The 7185-nt window shown below is 69.0% G+C and carries 7 protein-coding genes; 5 read left to right on the forward strand and 2 right to left on the reverse strand.

Going from position 1 to position 7185, the window contains the following annotated elements; translation table 11 throughout:
• Nucleotides 1–153 precede the first annotated feature (153 nt).
• Nucleotides 154–390, reverse strand: a complete 237-nt coding sequence (locus ACLM5J_RS20720) for an RNA-binding S4 domain-containing protein (protein WP_413658580.1) — start codon at nt 388–390, stop codon at nt 154–156.
• Nucleotides 391–472: 82 nt separating this feature from the next.
• Here ACLM5J_RS20720 and ACLM5J_RS20725 point away from each other — a divergent pair, with 82 nt between their 5' ends.
• Nucleotides 473–1159 (forward strand): hypothetical protein, encoded by a 687-nt coding sequence (locus ACLM5J_RS20725; RefSeq protein WP_413658581.1) that lies wholly within the window; start codon nt 473–475, stop codon nt 1157–1159.
• Between the two features lie 15 nt (nt 1160–1174).
• Here the strand turns inward: ACLM5J_RS20725 and ACLM5J_RS20730 are convergent, their stop codons facing one another.
• Complete coding sequence (locus ACLM5J_RS20730; RefSeq protein WP_413658582.1) at nt 1175–2434, reverse strand: DUF445 domain-containing protein; 1260 nt, start codon at nt 2432–2434, stop codon at nt 1175–1177.
• Nucleotides 2435–2481: 47 nt separating this feature from the next.
• Here ACLM5J_RS20730 and ACLM5J_RS20735 point away from each other — a divergent pair, with 47 nt between their 5' ends.
• The 4 genes from ACLM5J_RS20735 to ACLM5J_RS20750 all read left to right on the forward strand — a co-directional run bounded on the left by ACLM5J_RS20735 (nt 2482) and on the right by ACLM5J_RS20750 (nt 7028).
• On the forward strand, nt 2482–2880 hold the full coding sequence (locus ACLM5J_RS20735; protein WP_413658583.1) for an adenylyltransferase/cytidyltransferase family protein: 399 nt from the start codon (nt 2482–2484) through the stop codon (nt 2878–2880).
• Nucleotides 2881–2905: 25 nt separating this feature from the next.
• On the forward strand, nt 2906–4507 hold the full coding sequence (locus tag ACLM5J_RS20740; protein ID WP_413658584.1) for an MXAN_6640 family putative metalloprotease: 1602 nt from the start codon (nt 2906–2908) through the stop codon (nt 4505–4507).
• A gap of 115 nt (nt 4508–4622) precedes the next feature.
• The gene (locus tag ACLM5J_RS20745) at nt 4623–5516 is read left to right on the forward strand and encodes an AurF N-oxygenase family protein (protein ID WP_413658585.1); all 894 of its coding nucleotides are present in this window, start codon (nt 4623–4625) and stop codon (nt 5514–5516) included.
• Nucleotides 5517–5519: 3 nt separating this feature from the next.
• On the forward strand, nt 5520–7028 hold the full coding sequence (locus ACLM5J_RS20750; protein ID WP_413658586.1) for an FAD-dependent oxidoreductase: 1509 nt from the start codon (nt 5520–5522) through the stop codon (nt 7026–7028).
• Nucleotides 7029–7185: the final 157 nt, after the last annotated feature.

The following is a 7185-nucleotide window of genomic DNA, read 5'->3' on the forward strand; positions in this document are numbered from 1 at the left end:
CTCGATCAACGAACTGGCGGTCGAGCTTGTCGAGACCCCGGAACCGATCTCGACAGGCTCGATCAACGAACCGGCGGTCGAGCTTGTCGAGACCCCGGAACCGATCTCGACAAGCTCGATCAACGAGCGGGCTGGTCGAGATCTAGCGCGAGCTCACCAGGGGAGGTCGTCTTCGGCGGCCTCCCCTGTGCTGACCGTGGCACTCTGTCCGGCCAGGGCGACCACGTTTCCGGCCACCAGTTGCCGGCCCCGCCGAGTCTCCACCTCGCCGTCGACGGTGACCCGGCCCTCGGCGATGATCGCCTTCGCGTCGGCCCCGTTGTCCACGAGGTTGGCAAGCTTCAGAAACTGACCGAGTCGGATCGACTCGTCCTTGATCGGAACGTCCACGCCCCCAGTCTCTCACCGCCGCGACTCCGCGCCAGTGGGACAGCCTCGGGCCGAACCGGGTGACCTCTGACACGCTGAGCGGGTGAAGCTGATCTATGCCCTCGCCGACGAAGGTGCCGCCGTCCTGCTCGACCCGTCACTGCGTACCGCTCTGGGCGACGCCGGCGCCACCGCGGTCCAGGTCAATGTGCCGGACCCGGCGTTCGCCGAGGCGATGGCCCTGCAGTCGTTCCCCAGCAAGGTCACCGGTCTGCTGAGCGTCTGGACCGACGCCGGGAGCAGCACCGCGATCACCGAGGTCGTGACCGCGGCGGCAGGCGCCGAGAACCTGCTCGGCGGCTGGCAGGTCGAGGAGCGGGTGCCGCTCACCCCGCCGAGCGTCCCGGACGGCGAGCGCGCGGCCACGATGGCCAACTTCGCCCTGCTCCGCCGGCCCGCCGACCTGCCCTATGCCGACTGGCTGGCGCACTGGCACGGCCCGCACACCACCGTGGCGATCGAGACCCAGGGCACCTTCGGCTACGTCCAGAACCGGGTCCTCGACACGGTGCTCGACCCGAGCCCGGCGAGCGGGCTGGTCGCGGCGATCGTCGAGGAGCTCTTCCCCGAGGCCGCGGCCACCGACATCCATGCCTTCTACGGGTCGGGCGGCGACAAGGCCGAACTCAAGCGCCGGCTGGCCGAGATGATGGCGAGCATCGCCGTCTTCGGCGCCGACCGCGACCTGGAGCTGGTGCCCACTGCGCGTTACACCTGGCAGCTGAACTGATCCGGTAGCCCGACGTCAGAACGGCAGATCGGCGATGGCGTGGATCAGGACGCCGACGAGGCCACCGACGATGGTGCCATTGATCCGGATGAACTGAAGGTCACGGCCGACGTGCAGCTCGATCCGGCGGGCCGCCTCGTCGCCGTCCCAGCGTTCGATGGTCTGGGTGATCACCGAGGTGACCTCCGAGCCGTAGCGTTGCACGGCGAAGACGACCAGGTCGGAGGCCATCGCGTCGAGGCGGCGCTGGAGTTCGACGTCGGTGCTGAACCGCTGGCCGAGGGTGACCAGCTCCTGCTCCAACCGCTGCGCCAGCGGGCCGGCCGGATCCTTGAGCGCCTGCAGCAACGCGTTGCGCAGCCCCTTCCACAGCGAGATCGAGGTGGCAGCGAGCTGCGGGTGGTCCAGCAGCCGCAGCTTCAGGTTCTCGGCGCGTTCCTGGGTGTCGGGATTGAAGAGCAGATCGTTGCCCAAGGTGGCCAACATCGAGTCGAGCGCCTTGCGGGCCCGGTGCTCCGGATCGTCACGGATGTCGGCCAACCAGCGGACCGCCTCGGCATGCAACCGGCTGGTGACGGCTTCATTGAGCCGCTCCGGGGCCCACCACGGTGCACGCTCGCTGAGCACCTCGGTGAAGGTGTCGTGGTGGTCGATCAACCAGCCCTGCAGCTCCTCGACCGCGAGGTCGACCAGACCGTGGTGCAGGTCGTCACGGACCGCCTCGGTGACGAAGCTTCCCAGGATCGGCGAGATCGGTTCCTCGCGGAAGCGTGGCACCAGCGCCTGTTCGACCAGCTCGACGATGTGCTGGTCCTTGACCTTGCGCAGCGCGATGGTGGTCAGCTCGGAGGCCTCGGCGACGACCCGGCGGGCGTTGGTCGGATCGGCCGCCCACTCCCCGATCCGCCGGGTCGGCTCAGCCGAGGTGACCCGCTCGGAGATGATCTGCGGTTGCAGGAAGTTCTCGCCGACGAACTCCTCCAGCCCACGGCCCAGATCGTTCTTCCGCTTGGGGATCAGCGCGGTGTGCGGGATCGGCAGACCCAGCGGGTGCCGGAAGAGCGCCGTCACCGCGAACCAGTCGGCGATGGCGCCGACCATGCTCGCCTCGGCGCCCGCGTTGACGTAACCCCAGAACCCTTCGCCGTCGCGGGTGAACCAGAAGACGACGGCCGCGAAGAGGAGCAGGGCCAACGCCACACTCCGCATCTTGCGCAGCGCACGGCGACGCTCTGCATCGGCCTCGGGCATCGGGGTGATCAACGGAATCGTCATCGAGGCCGATTGTGTCAGGTGCCACCACGGCCACGTAACATGCGCGCATGGCTGGCACCGTGATCACCTTCGGCACCTTCGACGTCTTCCACGTCGGACACCTTCGGGTCATCGAGCGCGCCGCTGCGCTGGGTGACCGTCTCGTCGTCGGCGTCTCCGCCGACGCGCTCAACTTCCGCAAGAAGGGGCGCGTCCCGGTCTTCAGCGAGGCCGAGCGGCTGGCCATCGTGGCTGCCCTCAAGCCGGTGGACGAGGTCTTCGTCGAGGAGAGCCTGGAACTCAAGCGCGAGTACATCCAGAAGTTCGGTGCCGACGTGCTGGTGATGGGCGACGACTGGGCCGGGCGCTTCGACGAGTTCTCCGACATCTGCGAGGTCGTCTACCTGCCCCGCACGCCGGCGATCTCCACCACTGCCCTGATCGAGAAGATCTCCGGCACCGCCTGAGCAGTACTGCCCTACCCTGGGGGCCATGCGTCTCTACTCGGGATTGATCGGCCTCACGGCAACGACCGCGCTCTCCTTGGTGATCGGGCTGGCCGTCGCGCCGTCCGGTTTCGCCGACGAGGGCGCCTCACCGGCACCGGTCGGGTCGAGTTCAGCGACCCCGGAGCCGGACGCCCCGGCCGACGTCGACGATCCGGCCGACGTCGAGGATCCGACCGCCGCGGCCCAGGAGGCCCTCGCCGAGATCGAGGAGCTGCTCACCGAGACCGGCACCCAGGCCGAGGCGGTCGAGGTGACCACCGCCCTCGCCACGCTGAGTGCCCAGGTGGGCGAACTCCCCCGCGCCGAGCGCGCCGCGGCCCAGCGCCTGCTGGCCCGGCCGACCGACCCGAACGCCTCGACCAAGCTGCTCCGCTACCCCGCCGACGCGACCATCTTCACCACCTGCGGGGCCCAGTTCTGCCTGCACTGGACCGAGACCACCCAGCACCGGCCGCCCGGCTCGGACGGCAACGGCGCCACCGTCCCGGCCTGGGTGCAGACCACCCAGCAGGTCCTGGAGTCCTCCTGGTCGAAGATCGTCGGCGATCTCGGCTACCGCCGTCCGGACGGCGACGGCACCCGCGGCAACCCGGCCGGGGTGAACCGCACCAACCTGGTCGACGTCTACCTCGGCAACATCGGCCGCAAGGGGATGTACGGCTACGCCACCCTCGACGGCGCGGGTGCCCACCAGCCGGGCTACCTGGTGCTCGACAACGACTTCGCCGAGTTCGAGCGGCCGGCGCTCGAGTCCCTGAAGGTGACCGCTGCCCACGAGTTCTTCCACCTGGTCCAGTTCGGCTACCTCCGGACCGCCGACGCCTGGCTGATGGAGGCGACCGCCACCTGGATCGAAGAGGTGGTCCACGACGCCGTCAACGACAACCGGCAGTACCTGGCGATGAGCAGTCTGCGGCGTCCGCGGACCTCCCTCGACGAGTTCAGCTACGCGGCCTACGGGAACTGGGTCTTCTTCGAGTTCCTCAGCAAGCGCTACGGGCGCGACGTCGTCAAGAAGCTGTGGGTCCGGTTGAGCCGGAACAAGACCACCGGTCTGCAGGCGATCGAGCGCACTCTGAAGGCACGGCGCGGCTCGCTGGCCACCGAGTTCCTCCGCTTCGCCACCGCCAGCAACGCACCCCAGCGCTTCTACAGCGAGGGCTCCGCCTACCCCAAGGCCCACGTGACCCGGACGGTGAGGATCGGCACCGGACGTCGTTCGGCGGCCCCCGCCTCGACCCGACTGAACCACCTGACCTCGGTCAACCACGCCTTCGTGCCGCAGGGGCGGCTGAACACGACCTGGCGGCTGCGGGTCGCGGTGAACACCCCGAGCAAGGACGTGCGGGCGCGGGTGCTGGTCCACCGCAAGAACGGATCGGTGAAGGAACGGACGATCACCATCCGGAAGGGCCGCGGCTCTGCCCGGGTCGCTTTCAACACCACCAACGTGCGCAAGGTGACGGTCACCTTGGCCAACACCTCGCACGCCTTCCGCTGCCGTACCGGCACCCGGTGGACCTGTCAGGGCACCCCGCTCAAGGACCGTCAGGCGGTGACGCTGCGGGCGAACCTGGTCCGTTGAGGAACGGACGCCACGCCCTGACCCGGAACGCTTGCAACGCGACACGATCTATGTGACATTGGTGATGACACATAGATCGTGTCGCGTTTCCCAGCAACTGACTTCAGGAGCGACCATGACCGCCACCGCAGAATCCCGCCAGGAGCCGATGACCTCCCGGCTGCTCGACTCCTCGGCCATGCTCTCCTGCGACCCGGTCACCGAAGTCGACTGGGAGACGCCGCTCGACACCACGATGCACGGCACCAGCCCGGAGTGGTCCACTCTCTACGGGACCCGCTACTGGGACGAGATGACCGAGGAGCAGCGCACCGCGCTGACCCGTCAGGAGGCCGCCTCGGTCGCCAGCACCGGGATCTGGTTCGAGATGATCCTGCAGCAGATGATCCTCCGCGACTTCTACGCCAAGGACCCGACCGACCCCGACTTCCAGTGGGCGCTGACCGAGATCGCCGACGAGTGTCGCCACTCGATCATGTTCGCCCGCGGCGCGGCGAAGCTCGGTGCTCCCGCCTACCGCCCGAACCGGCTCGTCGTCGAACTCGGTCGCGGCTTCAAGACCATCGCCTCGGGCGAGACGGCCTACGCCGCGATCCTGGTCGCCGAGGAGGTCCTCGACGTCATGCAGCGCGACTGGATGCGCGACGAGCGCGTCGTCCCGTTCGTGCGGACCATCAACAACATCCACGTGATCGAAGAGTCCCGGCACATGGCGTTCGCCCGCGAGGAGACCCGACAGAAGATGGCCGGCGCCGGCTGGCTGCGTCGCCAGATCAGCTCCGTCATGGTCGCCATCGCGGCACTCGCGATCGTGGACAGCATGTGGAACCCGGCCGTCTACGAGAACGCCGGCCTGGACCGCAAGCGGGCGCTGCGCGAGGCCCGCGACAACCAGCACTTCAAGTCGATGCTGCGTTCCAGCTGCGCCGGCCTGATGGAGTTCTTGGACTCCTGCGGCCTGCTCACCAAGCCCGCCGTCGCGATCTATCGCCGCGCGAACCTGCTCTGAGCCATGGCCTTCGCGATCACCCAGACCTGCTGCGCCGACGCCACCTGCGTCTCGGTCTGTCCGGTCAACTGCATCCACCCGACGCCGGAGGAGCGCGCCTTCGGCAGTACCGAGATGCTCTACATCGACCCGCGTAGCTGTATCGACTGTGGCGCCTGCGCGGATGCGTGTCCGGTCGACGCGGTCCGTCCGGTGCTCTCACTGACGGGGCCTGAAGAGGCCTACGCGACGATCAACGCCGACTACTTCGAAGGCACCGAACCGACCACACGGACTCCGGGCTCGCCCAACCTGCACGACTGGGGCGCGCCCCGGTTCGACCGGGTCCTCGGCGCCGACTTCCCCCGCCTGCGGGTCGCCATCGTCGGCAGCGGACCGGCCGGGATGTACGCCGCTGAGGACCTCATCCTGCACGCCGACGCCGAGGTCACCGTCCTCGACCGGCTGCCGGTCACCGACGGCCTGATCCGGTTCGGCGTCGCGCCCGACCACCCGGCGACCAAACAGGTCGCGGAGAACTTCCACCGCCTGCACCAGCACCCGCGGGTCCGGCTCGCTCTCGGCGTCGAGGTGGGCACCGATGTGACCCACGAGCAACTGCTGGAGCACCACGACGCGGTGATCTACGCCGTCGGCGCGCCCAGCGACCGCCGTCTCGGCGTACCCGGCGAGGACCTTCCCGGTTCGCTCCCGGCGACCACGGTGGTCGGTTGGTACAACGGCCACCCCGACGTCGCCGCCGATGCGGTCGATCTCGACACCGAACGGGTGGTCGTGGTCGGCACCGGCAACGTCGCGCTCGATGTGGCCCGAGTCCTGCTCAGCGATCCCGACACCCTGGCCGGCACCACGATCGCGCCGCACGCCTTGGCGGCGCTGCGTACCTCGAAGGTGCATGAGGTGGTCCTGCTCGCCCGACGGGGTCCCGAAGACGCCGCCTGGACCCGGCCGGAGCTACTGGCGCTCCGCCACCTGCCCGGCGTCGAGTTGGTCGTCGACGACCACGCCGAGGAGGTCGGCGCCACCATCGACGCCGCGGAACGCGGCAGGAAAGCCGCCACCCTGCAGGGAGTGGCCCGTCGTGGCATCGACTGGTCGCTCCCCCCTGCCCCCGGACGCCGGATCGTGGTCCGGTTCCTGGCCACCCCAGTAGAGGTGACCGGTGACGAGGAGACCCGCGGGATCGTGGTCAGTGACGGCGCGCGGCGCACCGAGATCGCCGCCGCCCGGGTGATCCGGGCGATCGGGCACCGCGGTCAGCGTGTTGCCGACCTGCCCTGGGACGGGGCGACCGCCACCGTGCCACACCACGAGGGTCGGGTCGACTCCCTGCCCGGCGCCTATGTCGCAGGCTGGATCAAGCGTGGGCCGTCCGGCGGCATCGGCACCAACCGGCGCTGCGCCACCGAGACCGTCGGCACGCTCTTCGACGACGTGATCACGGGCCGGATCAGCACCGGAGCCGTCCGCCGTCGCGGCCTCAAACGGCTACTCGCCCGCGCTCAACGCTGACCAACTCAGGCGCTGATCGAGCAATACCGCTGATCGAGCTTGTCGAGATCAAGCAACACCGCTGATCGAGCTTGTCGAGATCGAGGTCTCGACAAGCTCGACCACCGGGAAGAGATCGACCGCCGGGAACAAGCTCGCGGTCTCGACAAGCTCGACC

Origin of the sequence: Nocardioides sp. Bht2 (assembly GCF_047308515.1) — a bacterium.
Classification (GTDB): domain Bacteria; phylum Actinomycetota; class Actinomycetes; order Propionibacteriales; family Nocardioidaceae; genus Nocardioides.

Bases quoted from the DNA above. Each gene is read 5' to 3' on its own strand.
- ACLM5J_RS20750 (WP_413658586.1), top strand. From the start codon at position 5,520: ATGGCCTTCGCGATCACCCAGACCTGCTGCGCCGACGCCACCTGCGTC.
- ACLM5J_RS20735 (WP_413658583.1), top strand. From the start codon at position 2,482: ATGGCTGGCACCGTGATCACCTTCGGCACCTTCGACGTCTTCCACGTC.
- ACLM5J_RS20745 (WP_413658585.1), top strand. From the start codon at position 4,623: ATGACCGCCACCGCAGAATCCCGCCAGGAGCCGATGACCTCCCGGCTG.
- ACLM5J_RS20740 (WP_413658584.1), top strand. From the start codon at position 2,906: ATGCGTCTCTACTCGGGATTGATCGGCCTCACGGCAACGACCGCGCTC.
- ACLM5J_RS20730 (WP_413658582.1), bottom strand. From the start codon at position 2,434: ATGACGATTCCGTTGATCACCCCGATGCCCGAGGCCGATGCAGAGCGT.